Source organism: Nocardia grenadensis NBRC 108939 (genome assembly GCF_001613445.1).
GTDB classification, from domain to species: Bacteria; Actinomycetota; Actinomycetes; order Mycobacteriales; family Mycobacteriaceae; genus Nocardia; species Nocardia grenadensis.
On record NZ_BDCJ01000012.1, the window covers coordinates 1 to 24,694 of the forward strand.

16 protein-coding genes are annotated in these 24,694 nt (G+C 68.7%); 10 read left to right on the forward strand and 6 right to left on the reverse strand.

Going from position 1 to position 24,694, the window contains the following annotated elements:
- The coding region (locus NGR01S_RS14315; protein ID WP_063036942.1) for a non-ribosomal peptide synthetase at nucleotides 1-11,248 on the forward strand (11,248 nt) is incomplete at its 5' end.
- Nucleotides 11,249-11,372: 124 nt separating this feature from the next.
- Here NGR01S_RS14315 and NGR01S_RS30970 read toward each other — a convergent pair.
- Nucleotides 11,373-11,531, reverse strand: coding sequence for a hypothetical protein (locus NGR01S_RS30970; RefSeq protein WP_157107269.1), 159 nt, complete (start codon nucleotides 11,529-11,531; stop codon nucleotides 11,373-11,375).
- A 6-nt stretch (nucleotides 11,532-11,537) separates the two neighbouring features.
- Here NGR01S_RS30970 and NGR01S_RS14320 point away from each other — a divergent pair, with 6 nt between their 5' ends.
- Together NGR01S_RS14320 and NGR01S_RS14325 are read left to right on the forward strand one after the other, a co-directional pair.
- Complete coding sequence (locus tag NGR01S_RS14320) at nucleotides 11,538-12,074, forward strand: potassium channel family protein (protein ID WP_063037469.1); 537 nt, start codon at nucleotides 11,538-11,540, stop codon at nucleotides 12,072-12,074.
- Nucleotides 12,075-12,083: 9 nt separating this feature from the next.
- Nucleotides 12,084-12,950: an Fpg/Nei family DNA glycosylase gene (locus NGR01S_RS14325; RefSeq protein WP_063036944.1), complete on the forward strand. Its 867-nt coding sequence runs from the start codon at nucleotides 12,084-12,086 to the stop codon at nucleotides 12,948-12,950.
- Between the two features lie 83 nt (nucleotides 12,951-13,033).
- On the opposite strand, the gene NGR01S_RS14330 is transcribed toward NGR01S_RS14325, so the two are convergent.
- The 4 genes from NGR01S_RS14330 to cobF are packed head-to-tail and all read right to left on the reverse strand — an operon-like array spanning nucleotide 13,034 to nucleotide 17,292.
- Nucleotides 13,034-14,764, reverse strand: a complete 1,731-nt coding sequence (locus NGR01S_RS14330; RefSeq protein WP_084480989.1) for a carboxylesterase/lipase family protein — start codon at nucleotides 14,762-14,764, stop codon at nucleotides 13,034-13,036.
- Nucleotides 14,761-16,248, reverse strand: a complete 1,488-nt coding sequence (locus tag NGR01S_RS14335; RefSeq protein ID WP_063036946.1) for a dihydrolipoyl dehydrogenase family protein — start codon at nucleotides 16,246-16,248, stop codon at nucleotides 14,761-14,763. The genes NGR01S_RS14330 and NGR01S_RS14335 overlap by 4 nt, the downstream gene beginning before the upstream one ends.
- Before the next feature lie 21 nt (nucleotides 16,249-16,269).
- Nucleotides 16,270-16,515 carry a DUF2630 family protein gene (locus tag NGR01S_RS14340; RefSeq protein WP_063037471.1) on the reverse strand — a complete coding sequence of 82 codons (246 nt, stop codon included), beginning with the start codon at nucleotides 16,513-16,515 and terminating at the stop codon, nucleotides 16,270-16,272.
- Nucleotides 16,516-16,551: 36 nt separating this feature from the next.
- Nucleotides 16,552-17,292 (reverse strand): precorrin-6A synthase (deacetylating), encoded by a 741-nt coding sequence (cobF, locus tag NGR01S_RS14345; protein WP_063036948.1) that lies wholly within the window; start codon nucleotides 17,290-17,292, stop codon nucleotides 16,552-16,554.
- Between the two features lie 148 nt (nucleotides 17,293-17,440).
- On the opposite strand from cobF, the gene NGR01S_RS14350 reads away from it, so the two are divergent.
- The 7 genes from NGR01S_RS14350 (at nucleotide 17,441) to NGR01S_RS14380 (ending at nucleotide 22,972) form a co-directional block, all read left to right on the forward strand.
- Nucleotides 17,441-18,280 carry a thymidylate synthase gene (locus NGR01S_RS14350; protein WP_063036950.1) on the forward strand — a complete coding sequence of 280 codons (840 nt, stop codon included), beginning with the start codon at nucleotides 17,441-17,443 and terminating at the stop codon, nucleotides 18,278-18,280.
- A complete protein-coding gene (locus NGR01S_RS14355; protein ID WP_084480991.1) occupies nucleotides 18,277-18,783 on the forward strand; it encodes a dihydrofolate reductase in 507 nt (168 codons plus the stop codon). Before NGR01S_RS14350 ends, NGR01S_RS14355 begins: the two co-directional genes overlap by 4 nt.
- Before the next feature lie 132 nt (nucleotides 18,784-18,915).
- Entirely contained in the window at nucleotides 18,916-19,242 is a 327-nt protein-coding gene (locus tag NGR01S_RS14360) for a cupin domain-containing protein (protein ID WP_063036952.1), read from the forward strand.
- Nucleotides 19,243-19,292: 50 nt separating this feature from the next.
- Nucleotides 19,293-20,321, forward strand: a complete 1,029-nt coding sequence (locus NGR01S_RS14365; protein WP_063036954.1) for a Dyp-type peroxidase — start codon at nucleotides 19,293-19,295, stop codon at nucleotides 20,319-20,321.
- Nucleotides 20,318-21,115: a family 1 encapsulin nanocompartment shell protein gene (locus NGR01S_RS14370; protein ID WP_063036956.1), complete on the forward strand. Its 798-nt coding sequence runs from the start codon at nucleotides 20,318-20,320 to the stop codon at nucleotides 21,113-21,115. Before NGR01S_RS14365 ends, NGR01S_RS14370 begins: the two co-directional genes overlap by 4 nt.
- Before the next feature lie 84 nt (nucleotides 21,116-21,199).
- Nucleotides 21,200-21,730: a hypothetical protein gene (locus NGR01S_RS14375; protein WP_063037475.1), complete on the forward strand. Its 531-nt coding sequence runs from the start codon at nucleotides 21,200-21,202 to the stop codon at nucleotides 21,728-21,730.
- 102 nt (nucleotides 21,731-21,832) lie between these two features.
- Nucleotides 21,833-22,972 carry a lipase family protein gene (locus tag NGR01S_RS14380; protein WP_084480994.1) on the forward strand — a complete coding sequence of 380 codons (1,140 nt, stop codon included), beginning with the start codon at nucleotides 21,833-21,835 and terminating at the stop codon, nucleotides 22,970-22,972.
- A 4-nt stretch (nucleotides 22,973-22,976) separates the two neighbouring features.
- On the opposite strand, the gene NGR01S_RS14385 is transcribed toward NGR01S_RS14380, so the two are convergent.
- Entirely contained in the window at nucleotides 22,977-24,596 is a 1,620-nt protein-coding gene (locus NGR01S_RS14385; RefSeq protein WP_063036958.1) for an acyl-CoA dehydrogenase family protein, read from the reverse strand.
- Nucleotides 24,597-24,694 lie beyond the last annotated feature (98 nt).

The window sequence follows — 24,694 nt, forward strand, 5'->3', positions numbered from 1 at the left end:
TTATTGGCGGTCGGCGCTGGCTGGTGTGCCGGATCAGTTGGATCTGCCGGCCGATCGGCCGCGTCCGGCGGTGCAGTCGTTCGCGGGTGGTCGGGTTCGGGTCGCTGTCGATGCCGAGGTCCATGCCGGTTTGATGCGGGTGGCCCGGGAGCAGAACGCGACTTTGTTCATGGTCGTGCACGCGGCGCTGGCGGTGTTGTTGTCTCGGTTGTCGGGCAGCGACGACATCACCGTCGGTACGCCGGTCGCCGGTCGCGGTGAGGCCGCACTGGATGATTTGATCGGTATGTTCGTCAACACCCTGGTGTTCCGGACGCAGTTGGATCGTGGGGAAGCGTTCACCGATCTGCTTATCCGGCAGCGTGAGGTCGATATCGCGGCGTTCGCGCATGCGGACGTTCCATTCGAACGCCTGGTGGAGGTACTGAACCCGGCGCGTTCGCAGTCGCGGCACCCGTTGTTCCAGGTGGGCTTGACCTTCCAGAACCTGGCCGCGTCCGTACTGGAACTGCCCGGCCTGACGGTTTCGGGGGTGGAATTCGACACCGAGATCTCCCAGTTCGACCTGAATCTGATCCTCGGCGATACCTACGACGAATCCGGTGCCCCACAGGGCGTCGCGGGTTATCTGACCTATGCCACCGCCCTGTTCGACGAGGCCACCGTCGCGGGCTTCGCCGACCGGTTCGCGCGGTTGCTGCGCGAGATCGTGGCCGCGCCGGGCACTGCTGTCGGTGATCTGGAGATCCTGGTCCCGGTCGAGCGCGCTCGCGTGTTGTCGGAGTGGAATGCCACCGAGCATCCGCTTCCGACCGGACTGTTGCTGGATGGGTTCAATGCCGCAGCGGCGGAGTATCCGGATCGGGTGGCGGTTTCGTTCGAGGGGACGAGTCTGTCCTATGGCGAGTTCGCCGGTCGGGTCAACCGGCTGGCGCGTCACCTGATTGCGGAGGGTGTGGGTCCGGAGACACTTGTCGGGTTGTTGGTTTCCCGGTCGCTGGACCTGGTTGTCGGTATGTATGCCGTGGTGGCTGCTGGTGGTGCGTATGTGCCGTTGGATCCGGCGCATCCGGCGGAGCGGATCGGCTACATCCTGGATACGGCGGCACCGTTGTGTGTGCTGACCACCACCGCCGACGCGGCCGCGGTGCCCGCACACGCGGGTGTTCCCGTGTTGGCGTTGGACACCTTGGATGTGGCCGGGTATCTCGATGCCGAGGTGACCGATGCGGATCGACGTGCGCCGGTGCGGCCGTCGAATACGGCGTATGTGATCTTCACGTCCGGGTCCACCGGACGTCCGAAGGGTGTGGCCGTTCCGCATTCGGCAATCGGCAATCAGGTTGCGTGGATGCTGGCGGAGTACCCGTTGGACGCCTCGGATGTGTATTTGCAGAAGACCGCGACGACGTTCGATGTGTCGCTGTGGGGTTACTTCCTGCCGTTGGCTGCGGGTGCGCATTTGGTGGTGGCGACGCCGGACGGTCATCGGGATACCGAGTATTTGGCGCGGACGATTGCCGAGCAGCGGGTGACGGTGACGGACTTCGTGCCGTCGATGCTCGGGGTGTTCGCGGCCCATACGGCGGCGGGTTCTATCCCGAGTCTCGGGCATGTGTTCGTGATCGGTGAGGCGCTACCGCCGGAAACCGTGACCGCCATGCACGCGATCTCCGATGCCGCGGTGCACAACCTCTACGGTCCCACCGAGGCCGCGGTGTCGATCACCTACTGGCGGGCCACCGGGACGGACCAGGGTTCGGTTCCGATCGGTGTACCGCAGTGGAATTCGCGTGTGTACGTGCTGGATTCCCGGTTGCGGCCCGTGCCCGCCGGTGTGGTGGGTGAGCTGTATCTCGCGGGTGATCAGTTGGCTCGCGGGTATGTGACCCGTCCGGATCTGTCGGCGGATCGGTTCGTGGCGAGCCCGTTCGACAAAGGGCAGCGGATGTACCGTACCGGTGACCTGGTGCGGTGGATCGACACCCGTACCGGGGAGCGGGGCGACGGCCGGGTCGCCGAGGCGCCGGTGCTCGAGTATCTGGGTCGTACCGATTTCCAGGTGAAGTTCCGTGGTCAGCGGATCGAGCTCGGGGAGATCGAGTCGGCGTTGCTGGCGCAGTCAATGGTGAGCCAGGCCGTGGTCACGGTTGCCGCCTCTGATCTCGGTGAGCAGTTGGTCGCCTACGTGGTGCCGGCCCCGGGTGAGCAGGTCATCTCCGCGGCACTGCTGGATTCCCTACGTGATGTGCTGCCGGTGTACATGGTCCCGGCCGCCGTCGTGGTCTTGGACGCGTTCCCGTTGAACACCTCCGGCAAGCTGGACCGTAAGGCATTGCCCGCCCCGGTGTTCGAAGCGCGGGAGTTCCGCGCCCTGTCGACCCCGATCGAGGAGATCGTGGCCGGTGTGTTCGCCGACGTCCTCGGCCTCGAGCGGGTCGGCGCGGACGACGATTTCTTCGCCCTCGGTGGTAATTCGCTGATCGCGACGCAGGTCGTGGCCCGGGTGGGCGCGGCGCTGGACATCAAGGTCGCGGTGCGGACCCTGTTCGAGGCCTCCACTGTGGCGGCGCTGGCCGCCGCCGCGGAATCCGCCACCGGGCGTGATGATCTGCCGGTGCTGGCGCGGCGGGAACGTCCGGAGCGGGTGCCGTTGTCGCTGGCGCAGCAGCGGATGTGGTTCCTGAACCAGTTCGATACCGATTCGACCGCGTACAACATCCCGGTGGCCGTCCGCCTGTCCGGGAACCTCGATATCGCCGCACTGCGGCAGGCGGTCGCCGATATCGTGGGCCGGCACGAAACGCTGCGGACCGTCTACCCCGCGCAGGACGGGCGGCCATACCAGCTCGTGCTGCCGGTCGGCCGGGCCGTTCCGGATCCGACCCCGGTTCCGGTGGCCGCGACGGAACTCCGCGACCGGATCACCGAGGTGATCGCGACCGGGTTCGATGTCACAGTCGAGGTGCCGCTACGGGTGGCCTTGTTGCAGCCGGCCGACGATGAATACGTCCTGGTCTTCGTGGTGCACCACATCAGTACCGACGGCTGGTCGATGGGACCGCTGACCCGGGACCTGATGACCGCCTACGCCGCGCGCACCTCCGGTTCGGCTCCGGCGTGGACGCCGCTGCCGGTGCAGTACGCCGACTACAGCCTGTGGCAGCGCGAGGTCCTGGGCTCGGAGGACGATCCCGAGAGCCTGGTCAGCGCGCAGGCCGACTACTGGCGCCGGGCGCTGGCAGGCCTGCCGGACGAGCTGAACCTGCCGAGCGACCGGCCGCGTCCGATCGTGCGGACGATGGTCGGTGGCACCGTGCCGTTCCGGATCGACGCCGAACTGCACCGCGCGGTGACGCGATTGGCCGCCGAGCACAATGCGACGGTGTTCATGGTCGTGCACGCGGTCCTGGCACTACTGCTCGCACGGTTGTCGGCCACCGACGATGTGGCTGTCGGTACGCCCGTCGCGGGTCGCGGCGAGGCCGAACTCGACGATGTGGTCGGAATGTTCGTCAACACCCTCGTACTGCGGTCGCATGTGCGCGGCGAGTCGAGTTTCGGTGAGTTCCTGGCGGCGACCCGGGAAACCGATCTGCAGGCGTTCGCGCACGCCGATGTGCCCTTCGAACGACTGGTGGAACTGGTCGACGTGGAGCGGTCGACCGCTCGGCACCCGTTGTTCCAGGTGGCATTGTCGTTCGAGAATCTGCCGCAGGGTGATTTCGAACTGCCCGGGCTGCGGGTCGGCGCTGTCGATTTCGATGCCGACAGCGCCAAGTTCGATCTCTCGCTGCGGATCACCGAAACCGGCGACGGTATGGCGGCCGCCTTCTCCTACGCCCGGGATCTGTTCGACTCCGACACGGTCGGGGTCTTCGCGCGCCGGTTCCTGCACCTGCTGTCGGCCATCGTCCGCCATCCGCAGGCGCCGATCGGCGATCTGCCGATCATCGACGATTCCGAGTACCGCCTACTCACCCATGTCCGCGGTGACGATGTCATGGCGACGGGTCTGCTTCCGAACCTGCTCACCACCGGTGTCCGGGTCAACCCGGACGGTGTGGCGGTGCGCTATCGGGGCCGGTCGGTGACCTATCGGGAGCTGGACGAGCAGTCCTCGCGGTTGGCGCGGGTGCTCATCGATCGCGGCGTCGGTCCGGAGCGGATCGTGGCATTGGCGCTGCCGCGGTCCTACGAGATCGTGCTGGCCTTCTGGGCCGTGGCCAAGGCCGGCGGCGCGCATGTCCCGGTGGATCCGAATTATCCGGCGGACCGGATGCGGCATATGCTCTCCGACTCCGGTGCCGTTTTGGGGCTCACCAGCAGCGAGTACGTGGACCGGTTGCCCGGCGATGCGCAGTGGCTGCTGCTCGACGATCCGGAGTTCCTGGCACAGGTGGCGGCGCAACCGGACAGTGCCGTGACCGACTCCGACCGGATCACGCCGTTGGCGATGTCGCATCCGGCGTACGTCATCTACACCTCCGGATCGACCGGTCTGCCCAAGGGCGTGATGGTGACGCATGCCGGTATGGGTGGCCTCGCCGATGTGGCGGCCGATCTGTACAGCGTCGGATCCCGGCACCGATTCCTGCACATCTGCTCACCGAGTTTCGACCCGTCGGTGCTGGAGTGGGTGTGCACCGCCTACGTGGGTGCGACGCTCGTCGTGGTCCCGGGTGAGATCATCGGCGGTCCGGACCTGGCCGAACTGTTGCGCACCGAAGCGGTGACCCACGCGATCATCACCCCGGCGGTGCTGGGCACGCTGGATCCGGCGGGCCTGGACGCACTCGAGGTGCTGTCGGTGGGTGGCGATGTGACCACCGCCGAACTACTGGCCAAATGGGAGCCGGGCCGCAAATACTTCAACGGTTACGGCCCCACCGAGACGACCATCATCTCGTCCTACGCGCGACTGTTCGCCGGCGAACACGTCACCATCGGCGATCCGGTGCACGGTATGGCGGCGTTGGTCCTGGACGCGCGCCTGAAACCGGTACCCCCGGGCGTGGCGGGCGAGCTGTACCTGGCCGGTGGTGCGCTGGCCCGCGGGTACCACAACCGGCCGGGCCTGACCGCCGACCGGTTCGTCGCCAACCCGTACAGCTTCGAGGGCTCGCGGATGTATCGCACCGGTGATGTGGTGCGCTGGTACGCGAAACCCGGGGCGCGGGCCGGTAACGAGGCGTTGCCGACGGTGCACTGGGAACTGGATTACGTGGGCCGTTCGGATTTCCAGGTCAAGGTCCGCGGTTTCCGCGTGGAGCTCGGCGAGATCGATACGGCGCTGGCGGCGCATCCGGATGTCGAGTACGCGGTAACCCTCGGCCGGGACACCGATGCGGGCGCGACGATCCTGGTGTCGTATGTGCTGGCGGTACCCGGGCACAGGGTGGACACCGCCGCGGTGACCGAATTCGTCTCCGCCCGGTTGCCGACGCATATGGTGCCGTCGGTTGTCATCGTCCTGGACGAGATCCCGCTTACCCCGGTCGGCAAACTGGACCGCAAGGCGCTCCCCGAACCGGTGCTCGAGGCGCAGTCGTTCCGCGCTCCGGTCGGTGCGGTCGAGACGATCATCTGCGAGGTGTTCGCCGACGTCCTCGGGGTCGCGCGGGTCGGCGTGGACGATTCGTTCTTCGCGCTCGGTGGCGACAGCATCCTGTCGATCCAGCTGGTGTCGCGAGCCAAGGCCCGGGGCGTGGTCTTCACACCCCGGGATGTGTTCGAACGCCGGACCGTCGCCGCGCTCGCCGAGGTCGCCGGCCGCGGCGACGCGGATGAGCTGCGACTGGTGGAACTGCCCGGTGGCGGGGTGGGCGATATGCCGGTGCTGCCGGTCATGTCGCAGATCCTCGACGGAAACACTGCCTATCAGCGTTTCACGCAGCCCATGCTGTTGCGGCTGCCGGTCGATATCGACCGCGAAACCCTGGTCGCCACCCTCGCGGCGGTATTCGACCACCACGACGCCCTGCGCACCCGCCTGCGGGTCGTGGACGGCGCGCCGGCGTTCGAAGCGCTCGCGCCCGGTGCGATCGATATCGACGCGCTGGTGCGCCGGGTCGATCTCGACAATGCCATCGGCGAGGACGAACTGGTCGCCGTCGCGTCCGCCGAATTCGATGCCGCGCTGGACCGGTTGGACCCGGCCGCCGCGGTGATGGCGCAGTTCGTGTGGTTCTCGTTCGACGGCGACCGGCGCGATGTACTGCTCTTCGCCGCGCACCACTTCGTGGTCGACGGCGTGTCCTGGCGCATCATCATCCCGGATCTGGCGCTGGCCTGGTCGCAACTCGCGGCCGGTGCCGCGGTGACGCTGCCGCCGGTCGGGACCTCGCTGCGCCGGTGGGCGCACGGGCTGGCCGAGGCCGCCGCCGAGCCCGGCCGGGTCGCGGAACTGCCGTACTGGCAGCAGATCGCCGCCACCCCGGATCCGCTGCTGGGGGCCCGGGCCTTCGACCCCGCCGTCGATACCAACGCCACGGTCGAACGCTTCGAGGTGTCACTGCCCGCCGATATCACCGAGGCGGTGCTGACCACCGTCGGTGCCCGCTACCACGGCGGACCCAACGATGCCCTGCTGGCGGCGCTGGCGCTGGCATTGGCCCGGTGGCGCGACGCCGGTCCGTCCGCGGCGGCGCTGATCAAACTGGAGGGCCACGGTCGCGAAGAGACCGTGGTGCCCGGGGCCGACCTGTCCCGCACCGTCGGCTGGTTCACCGCCGTGCATCCGCTCCGGCTGGATCTGCCCGGGATCGATATCGACGAGGCCTTCGCCGGTGGTCCCGCATTCGGCGTGCTGGTGAAGTCGGTAAAGGAACAGCTGCTCGCGGTGCCGGACAAGGGCCTGGGTTACGGCCTGCTCCGCTATCTGAACCCCGAGACCGGGGACCGGTTGCCGGACCGGGTACCGGGCCAGATCAGCTTCAACTATCTGGGCCGTGTCTCCGCCGGGGAGGTCTCGCCCGAACTCGCCGAGCTCGGCTGGATGCCGACCGCCGAACTGGGTGCGATCGGTGCGGACGCGGACCGGGATATGCCGGCCAACGCCGTGCTGGATATCAATGCCATCGTCAATTCCGGCGCCGAGGGTTCGGTGCTGAGCGCGGTGTTCGCCTACCCCGCCGGGGTGCTCACCGAGCCGCGGGCCCGCGAGTTCGCGGAGCTGTGGATCGCCGCGCTCACCGCCCTCGCCGACCATGTCCGCCGGCCGGAAGCGGGCGGTTTCACGCCGTCCGATATGTCACTGGTGCGGGTATCGCAGGGTGATATCGAACGGTGGGAGCGCACCTATCCGGCACTGTCGGAGGTCTGGCCGCTGTCGCCGCTGCAGTCGGGTCTGCTGTTCCACGCCCAGTTCATCCAGGACGGCGTGGACGTCTACACCATGCAGTCGTCGGTCGACCTGGCCGGCACGGTGGACCCGGCGCGGCTGCGGGCCGCCGCCGAGGCGATGATCGGCCGGTACCCGAACCTGCGGACCGCGTTCGTCGCCGACAGCGCCGGTCAGTGGGTGCAGGTCGTGCTCGACACGGTGCCGGTACCGTGGCGCGATATCGATCTGCGCGGCCTGCCGGAAGACGAACGGGCCGGCGAGCTGCGCCGGTTGCTGGCCGTGGACCAGGCCGAGCACTTCGATATGGCGGTCCCGCCGCTGATCCGGTTCCACCTCGTGCGATTGACCGAGGACGCGTGGCAGCTGGCGATCACCACGCACCACATCCTGCTCGACGGCTGGTCCATGCCGCTGCTCATGCGGGAACTGCTGGTGCTCTACGCGCTTCGCGGCGATACCTCCGCGCTGCCGCGGGTGGCCTCGTACCGTAATTTCCTGTCCTGGCTCGGCGAGCGCGATCGGACCGCCTCCGCAGCGGCCTGGCGGGCGGAACTGGCCGGTTTCACCGAACCCTCACTGCTGGTTTCGCAACCGGTGCCGGCGGAGAACTACGAAATCGGCACCGTCGTGACAGAACTCGACGCGGACCGGACGCGGCAGCTGACCACGCGGGCCACCGAGCTCGGGATCACGATGAACACGCTGCTGCAGGCGGCCTGGGGGGTGCTGCTCGGCTGGATGACCGGACGCGACGATGTGGTGTTCGGTGCCACGGTGTCCGGCCGTCCCGCCGAACTCCCCGGTATCGAATCCATGGTCGGTCTGTTCATCAACACCCTGCCGGTCCGGGTGCGCCTCGAGCACCGGGCCACCACCGGCGAGCTGCTTACCGGCCTGCAGCGCGCGCAGGCCGCCCTGCTGGAACACCACTATCTCGGGCTGACCGATATCCAGCGGGCCGCCGGGACCGCGGTGCAGTTCGACAGCCTGTTCGTGTTCGAGTCCTATCCCACCGATGCCGCCGAAGTCGCCGCCACCGGTGATATCGACGGTATGTCGATCGCCGGGGTGGGTACGCGGGACAACAGCCATTACCCGCTGACCCTGGTGGTGACCGCGGACAATACGGTCCGGATCGCGCTGAAGTACCTGACCAGCTCGTTCACGGCCGAGACCATCGATACCGCCGCCACGCGGCTGCTGCGGGTGATCGACCAGCTGGTCGACGCGCCGGAACTACCGGTGGGCGAGGTGGAGTTCCTGAGCGCGGCCGAACGGGCGGAGCTGGGATCGCGGTCCGGTGGTCCGGCGGTGTCCGCCCGGACCTTGCCGGATCTGCTGGCCGCCGCGGTGGCCGAGGACCGGTCGGCACCGGCGGTGGTGTTCCGGGATCAGCGGCTGTCCTACGGCGAGATGGACGAGCGGTCGAACCGGCTGGCGCGGGTGCTGATCGAGCGCGGCCTGGGTGCCGAGGATCTGGTGGCCGTGGCGGTGCCGCGGTCGGCGGATTCGGTGCTGGCCGAGTGGGCGGTCACCAGATCGGGTGCGGCGTTCCTGCCGGTGGATCCGACGTATCCGGCCGATCGGATCGCGCATATGTTGTCCGATTCCGGTGCCGCGGTGGGTATCACGGTGTCGTCGGTGCGGGCCGAGCTGCCGGATTCGGTGGATTGGCTGGTGCTCGACGAACTGGATTCGCGAGGCCACTCCGCCGCGGCGGTCACCGACGCCGACCGGGTCCGTCCGCTGACGCCGGCGAACACCGCCTACGTCATCTACACCTCCGGTTCCACCGGCGTGCCCAAGGGCGTGGTCGTCACGCACGCCGGTCTGGCGAACTTCAGTGCCGAACAGGTCGAACGGTATGGACTCAACCGGCATTCGCGGGCGCTGGCCTTCGCGTCGCCGAGTTTCGATGCCTCGATCCTGGAACTGCTGCTGGCGGTTGGGTCCGCGGGTGCGTTGGTGGTGGTGCCGACCGGTACCTACGGTGGTGCCGAGCTGGGTGAGCTGATCTCCCGGGAGCGGGTGACGGTCGGATTGATCACGCCGTCGGTGCTGGCCTCGCTGGACCCGGCCGATCTGGCGGGTATGCGGGTGATCATCGCCGGTGGTGAGGCCATCTCGGCGGATCTGGTGGCGAAGTGGTCCACGATCCGCGACGGTGGGGTCGAGCGTCGGTTGCACAACGCCTACGGCCCGACCGAGGCGACTGTGGCGACGAATATCAGTGGTGCGCTGCTACCGGGCGATCCGGTGACGATCGGCGGTCCGGTGCGGGGTATGCGCGCGCTGGTACTGGACGACCGGTTGAACCCGGTCCCCGAGGGCGTCGCCGGTGAGCTGTACGTCGGTGGTATCCAGCTGGCGCGCGGCTATCACGCGCGGGCGGGTCTGACGGCGGAGCGTTTCGTCGCCGACCCGTTCGGTGCGCCGGGGTCGCGGCTGTACCGCACGGGTGACATCGTGCGCTGGCGGCGCGACGGTGCCGGTGATCCGGCGGTCGAGTATGTGGGCCGCAATGACTTCCAGGTCAAGATCCGCGGTTTCCGTATCGAACTCGGTGAGATCGATTCCGCGCTGACCTCCTCCGACGGCATCGATTTCGCGGTCACGGTCGGGCACCGCAACCCGGCCGGCGTGGTATCGCTGGTGTCGTATGTGGTGGCCGCCCCGGGTGTCTTCCTCGATACGGCGGGCGTGCGCGCGCAGATCGAGGAGCGACTGCCGGGCTATATGGTGCCGTCCTCGATCACGGTGATCGAGGAGATCCCGTTGACCCCGGCCGGAAAGCTGGACCGCAACGCATTGCCGGAACCGGTGTTCGCGGCCGATGCCGGCTACCGTGCACCGCGCACACCGCTGGAACAGACCGTGGCCGAGGTCTTCGCCGAGGTCCTGGGCGTGGACCGGGTGGGGGTGGACGATTCGTTCTTCGCCCTCGGCGGTAACTCGCTGCTCGCGACCAAGGTGGCGGCCCGGCTGGGTGCGGTCACCGGTGCAGAGATCAGTGTGCAGTGGATGTTCACCGAGGCGACCGTCGCCGGGCTGGCCGCCCGGATCGCCGAACCGGGTGCCGCGGCGGAACTGTCCGAAGCGGCATTGCGGGTCGTGCTGCCCATCCGGGAGACCGGGACGGCGACCCCGATCTTCGCGGTCCATGCCCGCGACGGGCTGGCATGGAGTTTCGCCGCGCTGACCGGGCTGCTGCCGGACGATCAGCCGATCTACGGTCTCCAGTCGCCCGCCTACACCGAACCCGACTACGCGCCGGATTCGCTGGCGGAGATCGCGGCCCGGTATCTCGCGGAGATCCGGCGGATCCAGCCCGGCGGCCCGTATCGACTGCTCGGCTGGTCTCTGGGCGGCGTACTGGCCCACGCCGTCGCCACCGAGTTGCAGGCGGCGGGGGAGCAGGTCGAGATGCTGGCCCTGCTCGACAGCCATCCGGCCGTCGATCCGGGGATCTTCGAAACCCTGCTCCGTGCCGCACTGGTGGAACAGGGCATCCTGACCGAGGAACCGGGGACGGACCGGGCTGTCGGCGAACTCGACGATGCCGAACTGGAACGACTGCACCAACTGATCCCGCCGGAACTGCTGACCTTGCCGGTGGAACGGTTGCGCGGGGTGTACCGGACCGCGGCACGATCGGCGGAACTGATCTCCGAACACCGGCCCCGGACCTACCGCGGTGTCATCGATTTCTTCCGTGCCGAGGTGCCCACGCCGGGTGCGCAGCAGTCCGGCCCGCGAGCGGAGGACTGGTTGCCGTATGTGGCCGGGGAAATCGTCGAATACGCGGTACCGGCGACACACGACGAGATGACGACGGCGGAATCGTTCGCGGTGGTCGCGCCACGGCTGCTGGCCCGGCTCCGGGGGACCGGCGACGGAAACTGAATCCGGTACGCGGTCGGCGGCGCCATGACGAAGGCGGCCGACCGCGTCGCGGTTCGGTGGTGAACACCCAGTTCGGCGGTATCGGGTAAGCCGAACGGACGCCGGATCACTCGCTCTGCCTCCCTCAACCGAGGATCAGCGGAAGCCTTGTGGCCGACTCGCCCAGCGCGTCCTGCTCGTCCGCCGTCGCGGCGCGGCGACCGGTGCCGATCAACAGGGTGTACTTGAATCGGTGCGCGGCCCGGCGCGCCCGGCCGTCGACCCGCCCGCGGGGGCCGATCATGACCGCATGGGTTCTCGACGTATCGGCGGCCGCGCGCATCTGTGGCGGAACGCGGGCACGGTGCTGTCCGCCCTGCTGTTCTACTACTTCGTGCCGGTCGGGCTGGAACTCCCCGGCTTCTGGCCGACGCGGGTGGTCACGCTGGTCGCTTTCGTCGCCGGGGTGGCCGGTCTCTGCTGGCTGGCCTATCGCCGGATCGGCCAGTTCCTGGCCGCGAGGGACGATACCGGCCGCCGCGTCGACGGGTTGCTGTTCCTGATCACCCTCGTCGTGGTCTTCTTCGCGCTGTTCTACTACCTCCTCGAGCTCCGCCAGCCCGGGCAGTTCGCCGAGTTGCGCACCCGCAACGACGCGCTCTACTACACCGTCGCGACGCTGGGCACCGTCGGTTTCGGCGATGTGCACCCGGTCGGGCAGGCCGCCCGGGTGGCGACCACGGTGCAGATGGCCTTTGACCTGGTGGTGATCGGTACGCTGCTGGCCGTGACCACCACCGGAATCACCCGGCGGTTGGATCGCACCGATGTCGGTGGCCCCCGGTAACCTGAGGCCGTGCCCGAACTACCGGAGGTGGAGGCGCTGGCGCAGTTCCTGCGGGAGCACGCGGTCGGCGCGGTGGTGGGGCGGATCGATATCGCGGCGCTCAGCGCGATCAAAACCTTCGATCCGCCGGTGACGGCGCTGTCGGGGCGGGATGTGACCGGCGCCGGGAGATGGGGGAAGTTCCTCGGGATGGATTGCGGGGGTCTGTGGCTGATCACCCATCTGTCCCGGGCGGGCTGGCTGCGCTGGACCGATAACCCGAGCGTGAGTCCGCCCAAACCGGGGCGCGGTCCGCTCGCGTTGCGGGTGCACTTCTTCACCCCCGAGGGCGCCACCCCGGCCTTCGATCTCACCGAGGCGGGCACCAAGAAGCGTCTCGCCGTCTATATCGTGAACGATCCGGCGCAGGTTCCGGGAATCGCCCGGCTCGGGCCCGACGCGCTCGCGGTCACCGAGCCGCAGTTCGCCGAGCTGCTGGCCGCCGCGTCCGGGCGGATCAAGAACGTGCTGGTCGATCAGACCGTGCTCGCCGGCATCGGCAACGCCTACTCCGACGAGATCCTGCACACCGCCAAGATCTCACCCTTCGCCACGGCCAAGACGATACCGGCGGCGAAGATCGCCGACCTGTACGCGGCGATGCGCACCGTGCTGGCGGATGCCGTGGCGCGGTCGGTGGGGCAGGACGCCGCCCGGCTCAAGGGCGAGAAGCGTTCGGGAATGCGGGTGCACGCCCGCACCGGCCTGCCCTGTCCGGTATGCGGCGATACGGTCCGCGAGGTCGCTTTCACCGATCGCTCGTTCCAGTACTGCCCCACCTGCCAGACCGGTGGCAAAATCCTTGCCGACCGTCGGATGTCACGCCTGCTCAAGTAGGCCGTGCTGTCCGTCGGCTCGGGTCGCCCGGAGTGGGGTACCCGGACCCGTACGGAAGTGTTGCCGCGGAACGGGCGGCCGCTTCAGTCGGTTCGTTTCGAATCGGGTTCCGCACCGTCCGGTGCCGCATCGTCCGCACCGCCGGACACCTCGTCCACGACCTGCGCGGCCGTAGCGGCGGCGGTCGCGGCGATCGGGTGTTCGGCGGCGACCGTGTCGAGCAATGTCCCCTCGCCTTCGGGCTCGGACTCGGCGGCCGCTTCCGCGTCGTCGGCCGGGAGAGCCGGCCCACCGGCCCCGTCCGGGAGCAGCTGCGGTGCGCGGACGCCCGCCCACAATTCGCGCCGGGCGCTGTCCGGGTCGTTGTCCACCCGGCCCGGCGCATCGATGATGAGCGTGCTGCGTTCCTGTTCGGTATAGCGCGGCCAGGCCGGCAGCGGTTCGCCGGTGCGGGCGAAATGCAACCAGTTGTTCTGGACCTGGCGGGTCACCGCGAGCAGACCGCGACGGCTGCCGCCGGCGGTGAGGGCCCGGCTCCACGGTTCGTAGACCGTGCCGAAGGTGGGCAGTAGATCGGTCGCGTGTGTGGCGCCCAGTTTGTAGAGCTGGAACAGCCGGGGTGCGTAATCGTAGCGATAGGAGTAGGTGGGGGAGTGACGGCTGTGTCCCTCCGCCACCGCCACCGAGGGCCGCCAGAAGAAGTAGTCGCCGCCCGCGCGGATCGCGGCCTGTTCGGCCGGGAAACCCGGATAGGTGGAGAACACCCGGGGATAGAGGTCGGGTCCGGCGGACGAGAGTGCCTTCTTGAGGCGTTCGGGGCGGGTGGGCAGCGTATCGGTGAAGCGGTTGAACAGGGCGCCCTCGTTACGGCAGGTGCCGATGATCAGCGGGACCCGGTGGGTGTGGCCTTCGGTGAAGGCGTCGATCGGCGTGCGCGGCAACAACTCGCCGTCGGCAACCGGCGCGGCCGGGAAGAACCCCGGGAATTCCGTCATCGCCGCATTCGACGCCCGGTTGAACGCGCGGCGGATATCGTGCGGGTCGGCGGCGCGCAACGCGTGATTCGCGTCCTCGGGGGCGATACCGAGCCGGTCGAGGATGCGGCGCGCGAATTCCCGCGATTCGGCGACCGTCAGCCCCCAGTCCGCGGGTGGGCTCTGGGCGATACCGCGGTGGAACAAGCCTTCCGCGGCGGGCGTCGCCAGCAGGCTCAATACCGCGTGGGCGCCCGCGGATTCGCCGAATATCGTCACATTGTCCGGGTCGCCCCCGAATTCGGCGATATTGGCCCGTACCCAGCGCAGCGCCGCGATCTGGTCACGCAGACCGAGGTTGGAATCGTAGGGGCTGTCCGGTGTGGAGAACTCGCTGAAATCGGCGTATCCGAACGCGCCGAGCCGATAGTTGATCGACACCATGAGTACATCCCCGTCGGCCGCCAGCTGGACACCGGAGTAGAGGCGCAGTGCCGAAGTACCGAACAGGTAGCCGCCGCCGTGGATGAACACCATCACCGGGCGCGGCCGCACTGATGCGGTGGCGGGAGCCACGACATTCAGTGTCAGTGAATCCTCGCTCATCTCCTGAAGCTTGCGCGGACCGAGCCGCACTCCGAAGGTCGGCTGGATACCGGCGGCGCGGAAATAGGTCGCGTCGCGGATATCGGGCCACGGCCGCACCGGCTGGGGCGAGCGGAACCGCAGGTCACCGACGGGTGGCGCGGCGTACGGCAGCGACCGCCAGTACATCACGCGCCGACCGCGGCGACCGCGGACCACACCGTCCGTAGTCGTGATCTGTTCGGTTACGCTCATCTACCCGATCGTAACGACGAGCGATCGGTCTCCAACAGTCGTAACCAGAATTCGCTGATCGCGGGAAAAGCGGGCACCGCGTGCCACAGGGCGTCCAGTGGGACGCGTCCGGCGACCGCGATCGTCGCGGCATGCAATTGTTCGCCGACATCGGGGCCCACGAAGGTGGCGCCGAGCACTGTGTCGGTGGCGGTGTCGATCACCAGCGCGGCGCGTCCGGTGTAGTCGTCGCGGGCCAGCGCCGAACCGGCGACCGCGATATCCAGTTCCACGGTGCGGATCTCGTGGCCGGCTTTCCGGGCCGCCGCGGCGGTGAGCCCGACGGCGGCGACCTCGGGATCGGTGAACACCACCTGCGGTACCGCATGGTGGTCGGCAGCCGCCCGATAGCGCGGGCCGGTCAGCGACCGGCCCGCGGCGCGCGCGGAGATCACGTCCCCGCACACCCGGCCCTGGTATTTGCCCATATGGGTGAGTGCGGCGCGGTGGTTGATATCACCGACCGCGTACAGCCATTCCCCGGGCACGCCGGACACCGTCAGCTGATCGTCGACCGCGACGTATCCACCGGGAAGGCCCACTGTTTCCAGGCCGATCTCGCCGGTGTTGGGCACCCGCCCCGCCGCCACCACGATCTCGTCGGCGACGAGCGTGGTCTCCCCGTCCGGACCCTTGGCGTGCACCGTGACGGTGCCGCCGTGGATCCGGCCCTCGCCGTGGTCGACGGCCGCGGGGCGGGTCACCCGCAGCGGCCGGGTCCCGAACCGGATCTGCACCCCCTGCGCGGTCAGTGCGGAGGCGACGTACTCCCCGGCGAACGGTTCCACACCGGTGAGCAGCCGGTCCCCGCGGACCAAGACGGTCACCTCGGCGCCGAGCGCCGAGAGCCAGGTGGTGGCCTCACAGGCCACCACACCGCCGCCGATCACGATCACTCGTTTCGGGATCTCGTGCAGGTTGGTGGCGTCGCGGGAGGTCCACGGCAGGGCCTCGCGCAGGCCGGGGACGTCCGGGACGGCCGCATGGGTCCCGGTGGCCAGCACCACCGCCGAGCGGGCGCGCAGTACCCGGTCGCCGACGCGTACCCGGCGTTCCGCGTCCAGCCGGCCGACGCCGCGGATCACCTCGATGCCCTGCTGGGCAGCCCACTCGACCTGACTCGAATCGTCGTGGTCGCCGTTGTGGGCATGCACGAATTCGTCGCGCCGGCGCAGCACTTCGGCGGTATCCGGTCCTTCGGCCTCGATACCGGGCATGCCCAGCGCGGCCCCCAGCACATGGCCCGGGCGCAGCAGTGCCTTACTCGGGATACAGGCCCAGTACGAGCATTCGCCACCGACCTTCTCCGGTTCGACGATCGCCGCGGTGCGGTCGCTGCCGGCGATGGCGTAGGCGGCCGCGTTCTCACCGGCCGGACCGCCGCCGAGGACGATGACATCGTATTCGGCGACCCGACCGTCCGCGGTGGCGTCGCTGTCGCTCATCGAGTTGTCAGACACGCTGCGTTACTGTAGGTAGCCCTCGACCTGCCCCGCCGATCGCGGCTGGGCCTCGTCCGGTGGCTCGTCGCGATCGATCCGGGCCCGCCGCTGCCGCAGCAGATCCCAGCACTGATCGAGCATGACCTCCAGTTCGGCCAGTCGCCGCCGCTCCACGTCGGGGTCGAGTTCCCCGCGCGAGGCCCGGGACCGCAGCTCGTGCTCGTGGTCGACGAGATCGGAGATCCGCCCGAGTATGTCCTGTTCGGTCATGCCGACCATGCTACGACCCCGGCGTCCATCACCTGGTTATTCGGCCGGGCGCAACAGATAGATGTCCATGATCCAGCCCTTGCGCTCGCGCAACTGCGTGCGCCGCCGCACGATATCGCCGGCGACCGCGCCGACCCGGCCCGCGATCAGGGTTTCGTCGGGCATCCCCAGATAGGCACCCCACCAGATGAACGTGTCGTCGGGGACGGTGGTGAACGCGCAGTCGGCGTCGAGCATGACCACCGTCGACCCGGCGCCCAGCCCGTCCTCGCCCAGGCGGCGCCCGGTGGTGATGTGCACCGGTTCGCCGATCCGGTGCAGTACGGTCCGGTGTCGGGCCGCGAGGGCGTGCACACTGGTGACCCCCGGGATCACGGTGTAGTCGAAGTCCAGGGCGCCCCGGGCCAGCACCCGTTCCACCATGCGCAGGGTGGAGTCGTAGAGCGCCGGATCACCCCAGACCAGGATCGCGCCGACCCCCTCGTGCGCCGCGAACGCCTCCTCCAGCAGCAGCGAACGCCGTTCGTGCCAGTCCAGCACTGTGCCGCGGTAGTCCGCGGGGTCCCGGTCGCGGGGCGGATCGGGGATCTCCACGATCCGGTAGGGACGATCGGCGTGTTCGGCGAGGATCGCGGTGCGCACCGCCACGAGTTCCTGTTTCTCGACGCCCTTGCCGATCACGAAGTAGACGTCGATCTCCCGGAGGGCCTTGATCGCCTGCATCGTCACCTGGTCGGGGTCGCCGGCACCGATACCGATCACATACAGCCTGCGCATGGGGTCAGCTTGGCAGGTCGAAGACGGAGCCGGGCGCCGGGTGCCGGAGAAGGCGCTCGCCCGAATCGATGGGGTGTAGCCCCGCCGGGGCGGCATCGGTGTCCCGGGGCGGCGGCACGACCTATCGGCCGCGAAGTAAGCTCGGCCCGTGGTCAGCGCAGCGAACAGTCAGCTCCCGGACCCGCGACACGCTCCGGACACCCAATACGAAGATCTGCTCCGGCTGGTGCTGGAGACGGGGACCGCCAAGGCGGATCGCACCGGAACCGGCACTCGCAGTGTGTTCGGGCACCAGCTGCGGTACGACCTGTCCGCGGGCTTCCCCTTGATCACCACCAAGAAGGTGCATCTCAAATCGATCGTGTACGAACTGCTGTGGTTCTTGCGCGGCGACTCGAATGTGCGGTGGTTGCAGGAGCACGGGGTCGGCATCTGGGACGAATGGGCCGACGCCGCGGGGGAGCTCGGTCCGGTGTACGGGGTGCAGTGGCGTTCGTGGCCGGCTCCCGACGGCCGGCATATCGATCAGATCGCCCAGGTGCTGCATACGCTGCGTACCGACCCGGATTCCCGGCGGATGCTCGTCTCGGCCTGGAATGTGGCCGAGCTGGACCGGATGGCGCTGGCGCCGTGCCATGCGCTGTTCCAGTTCTATGTCGCCGACGGCCGGTTGTCCTGCCAGCTCTATCAGCGCAGCGCCGATCTATTCCTCGGCGTGCCGTTCAATATCGCGAGTTACGCGCTGCTCACCGTGATGGTCGCCCAGCAGGCCGGGCTCACACCGGGCGATTTCATCTGGACCGGTGGTGATTGCCATATCTACGACAACCACCACGAACAGGTGACCGAGCAGCTGACCCGCACGCCGTACCCGTTCCCGGTGCTCGAACTAGAACCCGCCGCCTCGCTGTTCGACTACCGGTATGAGGACGTGCGGGTACGCGACTACCGGCATCACCCGGGAATCAAGGCACCGGTGGCCGTGTGACCACGACCGGATCCGCGCGCGTGATCGGCCTGATCTGGGCGCAGACCCCCGACGGGGTGATCGGAGTGGACAACACCATCCCGTGGCGGGTGCCCGAGGATATGGCTCGGTTCAAGGAGACGACCGCCGGTCATCCGGTGGTCATGGGCCGCCGCACCTGGGATTCGCTGCCCGCCCGGTTCCGGCCGCTGCCGGGCCGGCGCAATATCGTCGTGACCCGGCAGCCCGGCTGGTCCGCGGCCGGGGCGGAGGCGGCCGCGTCGGTCGAGGCGGCGCTGGCCTTGGCGGCGCCCGCGACGACATGGGTGATCGGCGGCGGCGAGATCTACCGGCTGGCGTTGCCGTATGCCGGCGAGCTACTGGTCACCGAGGTCGACACCGAGGTGGACGGTGACGCGCACGCCCCCGCCCTGGGTCCGGAGTGGTCGTCGGCCGATCCGGCGACCTGGCTCGAATCCATGGGCGGGCTGCGCTACCGGATCCGGCGTTTCACCCGCGACTGACCGCCGGCATCCGGGTTCCGGTGGGCGCGAGCCGCGGAAAACGCCGGAACGGTGGAGCCTGGTCGGGCATACTCGGCTGTACGTCCCGCGATCACAGCCCGGTCGTGGGTATGCGGAGGCGAAAGGCTGTCCATGGACAAGAAATCGCTGACAGCGGTGGCCCGGCAGCAACTCAAGCTGGCCGCGACCGTGACCAGTGGTCGCAGCTCGCAGACCATCTACGGCGGTCACGCGAATTCGCTACGCCAGACCGTCGTGGGGTTGTGCGCCGGCCAGGGCCTGGCCGAACACGACAACAACGGTGAGGCCACCCTGCTCGTCCTCTCCGGCACGCTCACGCTGCACAGTGGGGACAACGAGTGGAAGGGGTCGGCCGGGGATCTGCTGGTGGTTCCGAGGGCGCGGCACAGCGTGCAGGCCATCGACGATGTGGCCTTTTTGTTGACGGTCGCCAAGTAGGCAGCCCGGGTCACACGCTTGCCGGTCCCGCGCCGGTAATGTGATCGGCTATGGGGCAGCCGCAGCCGATTCTCGAACCGCTCACCCCGGCCGCGTATTTCCTGGTCGCCACCATCGACCCCGGTGGTGAGGCGGCGGCACGGGATCTGCTCGCCGAGCTGCCCGGTCTGCGCCGGGCCATCGGATTCCGGTTGCCGGGCGCCGGGCTGGCGTGTATCGCCGGGGTCGGGTCCACCGCCTGGGACCGGCTGTTCGGCGGGCCGCGCCCGGCCGAACTGCACGAGTTCCCCGGGTACGAGGGACCGCTGCACCGGGCTCCCGCCACGCCGGGCGATCTGATCTTCCATATCCGCGCCGAAGTGCACGACGCCTGTTTCGAACTGGCCATGGCGATCGGCGACCGGCTGGCCGATATCGGCACGATCGTCGACGAAACGGTCGGTTTCCGCTATTTCGAACAACGTGACCTGCTCGGTTTCGTCGATGGGACCGAGAACCCGGAGGGCGGTATGCCGGATACACCCGCCGGCCGGGCCGCGCTGATCGGCACCGACGACCCGGATTTCACCGGTGGCAGCTATGTGATCGTGCAGAAGTACCTGCACGATCTCACCGCCTGGCGGGCGCTGCCGGTGCAGGAGCAGGAACGGGTGATCGGCCGCACCAAACTCGAGGATTTCGAATTCGACGACGAGGTGAAACCCCCGGACTCGCATATCGCGGTGAACCAGGTGATCGAGCCCGACGGCACCGAACGGGAGATCCTGCGCGCGAACATGCCGTTCGGCAGTGTCCGCGACGGTGAGTTCGGCACCTACTTCGTGGGCTATTCGGCGACCCCCCGGACCACCGAGATCATGCTGGAGCGGATGTTCCTCGGGACCGATGAGGCCACCCACGATCGCATCCTGGATTTCTCCACCGCGGTCACCGGCACCCTCTTCTTCGTTCCGCCCCGAGATTTCTTCGACGATCTGCCCGACCCGCCGGAGGAAGCCGTGGCGGTAGATCCGGGCCCGCCGCCGGCCGCCGACGGTTCCCTCGGTATCGGCACGTTGAAAAGGAGCAGCACCGTATGAACAACCTGCATCGCGAACTCGCGCCGATCACCGACGCGGCCTGGGCCGTTATCGAGGAGGAGGCGACGCGTACCTTCAAACGGCACAATGCCGGCCGCCGGGTGGTCGACCTGTCCGGCCCGCACGGTACGGACTATTCGGCCCGCGGGCTCGGCCATACGACGCCGATCGACGCTCCGCACGACGGTGTCCAGGCGCGGCAGCGAGTGGTGGCGCCGCTGGTCGAGTTGCGGGTGCCGTTCACGCTTTCGCGCGAGGAACTCGACAATGTCGAGCGCGGCGCTCAGGACACCGACCTGGACCCGGTGAAGGACGCCGCCCGCAATATCGCCTTCGCCGAGGACCGGGCCGTATTCGAGGGTTACGCGGCGGCCGGTATCACCGGTATCCGGGCCGCCTCGTCGAACCGGTCGATCGCGCTGCCCGAGGATGTGTTCGGGGTGCCCGAGGTGATCGCCCTGGCGGTGAGCCAGTTGCGGCTGGCCGGTGTCGACGGACCGTATTCGGTATTGCTGAGCGCCGATCTGTACACGAAGGTGAGCGAGACCTCCAACCACGGTCATCCGCTGCGTACCCACCTGGAACGACTGGTTCCCGACGGGGAGATCATCTGGGCGCCGGCCATCGACGGGGCGTTCGTGCTCACCACCCGCGGCGGTGACTTCGATCTCACCGTGGGCCAGGATCTGTCCATCGGTTATCTGGCCCACGACGCCGAAACTGTCCAGCTCTATTTCCAGCAGAGCATGACCTTCCACGTGTACTCGGCCGAGGCCGCCGTCGCGCTGTTCTGAGCGGGTGACCAGCGTCGGCGGAGCCGCCATCGATTGTCCGGTACCGTGTGGCCGGCACCAGTTCGCGGGATGAACGGAGTCGGTATGCAGAGGGTGCACGCTGGTGTCGTGCCCACCGCTCGGGTGCTGGGTTACGGTCTGGCCGGAGTCGCGCTGGTCGTCGCGGTGACCGTCCCCACGGTGCTGCTGTTCGGGGCCGCCCGGGTGTTCACCGGGATCGTCCTCGGCGCGATTCTCGCCGTGGCCGCGCTGTTCGCGCTGTTCACCCGGGACACGGTGATCCTCACCGAGGAGGCGATCCAGCGGCGGACGCCGTGGTCGGCGACCAGTATCGATTGGGAGCGTGTGGTGGCCGGCCGTTTCGGCCTCGACGAGGACGCGCGCTGGTCGCTCGCGCTGGATCTGACCGGGAGTGAGGAACCGCACAGTGAACTCGTGCTGCTCTCGATTCCCCCGGTCCGCGGGCCGGTCTCGGGAGCCTACGAACTGCGTAAGCGCGAACAGGTCAATGAGATACGAAACATGTTGCGCCATAAACGGATTCCGGTCACCGTGCTGCCGGATATAGCCGGTGCGCTGGAGCAGCACTGGCAGATCGCCCCGCCGACCCGCTGAGTGTTTCCGATACATGCCCGCGCCGACCGGACGGGCACAATTCCCGGACCGCTGCCACCATGGACGATGGTCTGCCGCATAAACAGAGGAGAGCACAGAGCAATGGTCCGCTATGCCCGGGCGCTTGCGGGGGTACTGACACTGGTTGCGGCGCTGTGCGCCGGACTGCCGGGGGCCGTCGCACGGGCGCAGGCGGCCTGGTATCCGGGGCGTCTGCTCTCGGCCGGACTGCTCGACCGGCCGTGGGCCGGGCTCGACGGTGTGCGGCGCATCGAATACGTCACCACCGGCCCGGGCGGTGAACTGGTTCCCGCCGCCGCCCTGGTACGCATTCCTGAGGGGCCGGCCCCGGAAGGGGGCCGCCGGGTGGTCGCCTGGGACCACGGCACCTCCGGGCTCGCGCAGAACTGCGGTCTCACCGGCTCGGAGGCACTCGAACGGGACACCGGCCCGACCGTGGCGCGCTTCAACGACGCCGGATACGCCGTCGTCGCCCCCGACTACATCGGGCTGAGCCCCAATTCACCGGGTCCCCATCCGTATCTGCACACCACGAGCGAGGCCACCGCCACCATCGACGCGGTCCGCGCCGCCCGCTCCGCCTACCCCGGCCTCGCCCCGAGCTGGGCGGTGGCCGGGTGGTCGCAGGGTGGACATGCCGCGCTCGGCACCGGCCGGCTCGCTCCCGAGTACGCCCCCGAACTCGATTTCCGCGGTACCGCCGCCTTGGCCCCGGTCAGCAATCTGGAGAGCATGTTCCTGCGTTCGCGCCCGGATCAGCCCGAGCTGCCCGGATATGTGGGCCGGTCCGCGCCCATGGTGCTCGCCGGTATGGTCGGCGCCCGGCTGGGCCCCGAGGTCGGCGACTTCCTGACCCCGCAGGGCCGCAAGTTCATCGCCGGAATCAGCGCCGGCTGCAGTGCACAGGCCGAGGCCATGCTGTACACCACGGAGATCGGCTCCCTGGTATCGCGCCCCCTCGACGACCCGGATTTCGCGTCGGTGGCGCGCGACTATATGAGCGTGCCGATCAGCGGCTACCAGGATCCGATTCTGGTCGTCCACGGCACCTACGACACCGTCGTCCCGCTACCACTGACCCTTGCGCTGATGGGGCAGTTCGCCCTGAACGGCACGCAGCATATGGTCCAGATCCTCGAGGCCGGCCACGAAGACCTGGAGGAGAACGGCGGCCTCGACCACACCCTCACCTTCCTCGACAAAGTGCTCCCGGCCGACTGACCACTCAGACGAACGCCCGTTCGATGATCGCCGTCGTATCCACGCCAGTGGGCAGGGTCCCGAACGCGGCGCCCCAGTCCGCACCCAGCCGGGACGCGCAGAAGGCGTCGGCGACCGCGCGGTGGCCGTGCCGGACGAGCTGGGCGCCCTGTAGGACCAGCGCCATCAACTCGACGATCCGGCGCGCCCGGTACTCGATATCGCTGCGATCGGCCAGTTCCTTGCCGACCAGGTCGATCGCGCGGTCCAGATGCGGGTTCTCGCCGCGCGCCCGGGAGACCTCGGCGAAGTACGCCTCCACGGTCTCGGGCTGGGTGCCCATCGCGCGCAGGGCGTCGAGCGCGGCCACATTGCCCGATCCCTCCCAGATCGACATGAGCGGCGCCTCCCGGTACAGCCGCGGCATCCCGGATTCCTCGACGTAACCGTTTCCACCGAAACATTCCAGGGCCTCGGCGGCGTGTGGGGCCGCGCGTTTGCATACCCAGTACTTGGTCACCGCGAGCGCGATCCGGCGCAGCGCGGCTTCGCCGGAGTCCGCCGCGGCGCGATCGGTGGCCCCGGCCAACCGCAGCATGACCGTGGTGGCGGCCTCGGATTCGAGCACCAGATCGGCGAGCACATTGCGCATCGCGGGCTGATCGACCAGCGCGGCACCGAACGCCTTCCGGTGGCGGGCGTGGTGCACCGCCCGTACGGCGGCCGTGCGCATCCCGACCGCGGACCCGATCACGCAGTCGAGACGGGTCATGTTGACCATTTCGATAATGGTCTTCACCCCGGCGCCCTCCGCGCCGACCGGCCAGCCGATCGCGTTCTCGTATTCGATCTCCGCGGACGCGTTCGATTTGTTGCCCAGTTTGTCCTTGAGCCGCTGGAGCCGGATCGGGTTGCGGGAGCCGTCGGGCAGCACTCGCGGCAGTAGGAAACACGACAGCCCGCCCGGCGCCTGGGCCAGAGTGAGGAACATATCCGACATCGGTGCCGAGGTGAACCATTTATGTCCGACGAGCCGATACGTGCCGTCGGGTTGCGGGGTCGCGGTGGTGGTGTTGGCCCGGACATCGGACCCACCCTGTTTCTCCGTCATCGACATACCGGCGATGAGCCCCGCCTTGGTGGATGGTTCGCGCAGCCCGAAGTCGTAGGCGCGAGCGGTGAGCAGCGGTTCATATCGCGCCGCCAGTTCCGGATTGTGCCGCAGTGCCGGAATCGCGGCGTAGGTCATGGAGACGGGACACATGTGCCCGGCATCGGCGGCGCCCCAGACGTAGAACTTGGCGGCCCGCGCCACATGGGCGCCGGCCCGGCTGTCGGCCCACGGGGCGGCGTGCAGCCCGTGTTCGACCGCCACCGCCATCAGCTCATGCCAGTACGGATGGAATTCCACCTCGTCGACGCGGTTGCCGTAGCGGTCGTGGGTGTGCAGGACGGGTGGATACTCGTTGGCGAGCCGGCCCCACTCCTGAACCTGCTCGGTACCGGCGAGCGTGCCGAGTTCACGCACTTCCGCCTCTGCCCACCCGGCGCCCTCCCGGTGCAGACCGGCCAGCAACGCCGGGTCCCGCGAGACCTCGAACGGAGTGATCGGCGGAACCTGGTTGACAACGTCGTGCGTGAGCATCCATCGATTATGCGTCCTATGTCACATGGCGGACCTTCGGGGGATCGGGACCGGTCGGTATCGATGGCACCCGTCCTTCCGGGTTCGTGGCCGAGAAC